The organism is Lentilactobacillus farraginis DSM 18382 = JCM 14108 (assembly GCF_000583655.1).
Lineage (GTDB): Bacteria > Bacillota > Bacilli > Lactobacillales > Lactobacillaceae > Lentilactobacillus > Lentilactobacillus farraginis.
In genome coordinates, this window is the sequence record NZ_BAKI01000098.1 from 1 (window position 1) to 1,738 (window position 1,738).

Here is a 1,738-nt window from a genome sequence, read left to right on the forward strand (position 1 = left end):
AGATAAAAGGCAAGATGAGGTTATTAAGCGAAAGGACTTTGTCCGTTGATAGATAAACCAAAATATTACTTATCCAGAAAAGGTGCAAAAGCAGTTACAAAATTTTGCAGATCAAAACCCAGAAGTAAAGCCTAAAAATGATCCAGAAAATAAAAACGATCGGCCTAGTTATTAGGTTGATCGTTTTTTAATTTATCCGGTTTATGGGCGTTAACATAGTCAGCAAATATTTTTAAAAGTTCTTCGGTTTGTTCGACCGAGAGGTTATTAGCTTGGAAGTATTTTTCTAGCAAAGCTCCTTTTTGAATTAATCGGCGAGAACGGGCTTTGCGGGCTTGCCGATTTTCATAGTATTTAGATTGTCGTAATTTAAAATCTTCCCGCTCAATTTTTTGTTTTAAACGCGCTTGTTGCTCGACTAGTTTTTCATATTGATTAGACATGGAATTTCCCCATCTCGTATGGCTAATGATCTACGGACTTTACCTTTAAAAATTCAGAAAATTGCTTGGCTAAAAGCTTAATCTGATCGTTAGACAAATTAGCATAATCTAAATTGGCTTGACTGATGATTTGTTTACCTAGCCGTTGTTCAATCTTATTTTTTTCGTCCTTAATTTTTTGATTAAGGGCTTTTAATTTAGCTTCTTGTTTTTCTAAGTTACTTTGAGACATAACGATCCCTCCAATCATATTAGAAATTATCATCGACACTATATCATAAGGGAAACGTTAAGTCAAAGGATAAAAGTTGAAATAGCGAAGCGGAAGGCATACACTAAGTTAAAGTTAAGAGAATCAGAAGACCGAGTGAAACGAGGTCAATGCGCACTTACACGTCATCTTTGATGACGTTGTGCTAAACCCATTAAAACCTGTATTAGAAGTCGCCGATGGCGACAACAAAGTCAAACCCATAAACCCAAAGAAAGGTGGTGACCGACATGGCAATTTTTCACATGAGTTTTAGTAATATTAGTGCTGGTAAAGGACGAAGTGCGATTGCCAGTGCCGCTTATCGAAGTGGTGAAAAGTTATTTGATGATAAGGAAGGTCGCCACTATTTTTATGCCCGCTCGGTTATGCCAGAAAGCTTTATTTTAACCCCCAAAAATGCACCAGAATGGGCCAGTGATCGAGAGCAGTTGTGGAATGAAGTTGAAACGAAAGATCGTAAATCAAACTCACGGTATGCAAAAGAGTTTAACGTGGCTTTACCAGTTGAATTAAGTGAAGATGAACAGAAAGAATTATTGACAAAATATGTACAAGAAAATTTTGTTGATGAGGCATGGTAGCCGACGTGACAATTCATCGTGACCACCCAGATAATCCGCACGCTCATGTGATGTTAACCAATCGCCCATTTAACCCCGATGGTACTTGGGGACAGAAAACAAAAACCGAATACATTTTAGATAGTCATGGTAATAAAACTAAGACCCTGCAGGGAATGTGAGAAACCGAAAAATTTGGTTGGTTGATTGGGATAAAAAAGAAAAAATAACTGAATGGCGGCATAATTGGGCAGTTAGTGTCAATCAGGTTTTAGAGCAAAAAAGCATTCCGGATCGGATCAGTGAAAAATCCTTTGAAAATCAGGGAATAGATGAAGTTCCAACTCAACATGAGGGAATCAATAGTAAGCGGCATGAAAGAAAAGAATTTAACCAACAAGTTAAGGACTATCGCAAGGCCAAAGCCAGTTATAAAAATAACCAAGAAAAAGTAATCAATA

General features: G+C 37.1%; 2 protein-coding genes and 2 pseudogenes. 2 read left to right on the forward strand and 2 right to left on the reverse strand.

Features of this window, described 5'->3' with window-relative positions; all coding sequences use genetic code 11:
• Window positions 1-52: 52 nt before the first annotated feature.
• Window positions 53-175: pseudogene (locus tag JCM14108_RS14475) on the forward strand (zeta toxin family protein); the annotation flags it as partial.
• On the opposite strand, the gene JCM14108_RS13775 reads toward JCM14108_RS14475, so the two are convergent.
• A complete protein-coding gene (locus JCM14108_RS13775) occupies window positions 165-443 on the reverse strand; it encodes a hypothetical protein (RefSeq protein WP_014216278.1) in 279 nt (92 codons plus the stop codon). The pseudogene JCM14108_RS14475 and the gene JCM14108_RS13775 overlap by 11 nt on opposite strands.
• Window positions 444-465: 22 nt before the next feature.
• Window positions 466-693 carry a hypothetical protein gene (locus JCM14108_RS13780; RefSeq protein ID WP_003555660.1) on the reverse strand — a complete coding sequence of 76 codons (228 nt, stop codon included), beginning with the start codon at window positions 691-693 and terminating at the stop codon, window positions 466-468.
• A gap of 251 nt (window positions 694-944) precedes the next feature.
• Between JCM14108_RS13780 and mobQ the strand changes: the two are divergent.
• Window positions 945-1,738, forward strand: a pseudogene (gene mobQ, locus JCM14108_RS13785) (MobQ family relaxase); the annotation flags it as partial.

What these genes read in the sequence shown, in the direction of transcription:
- JCM14108_RS13775 (WP_014216278.1), bottom strand. Translation starts at nt 443, where the DNA reads ATGTCTAATCAATATGAAAAACTAGTCGAGCAACAAGCGCGTTTAAAA.
- JCM14108_RS13780 (WP_003555660.1), bottom strand. Translation starts at nt 693, where the DNA reads ATGATTGGAGGGATCGTTATGTCTCAAAGTAACTTAGAAAAACAAGAA.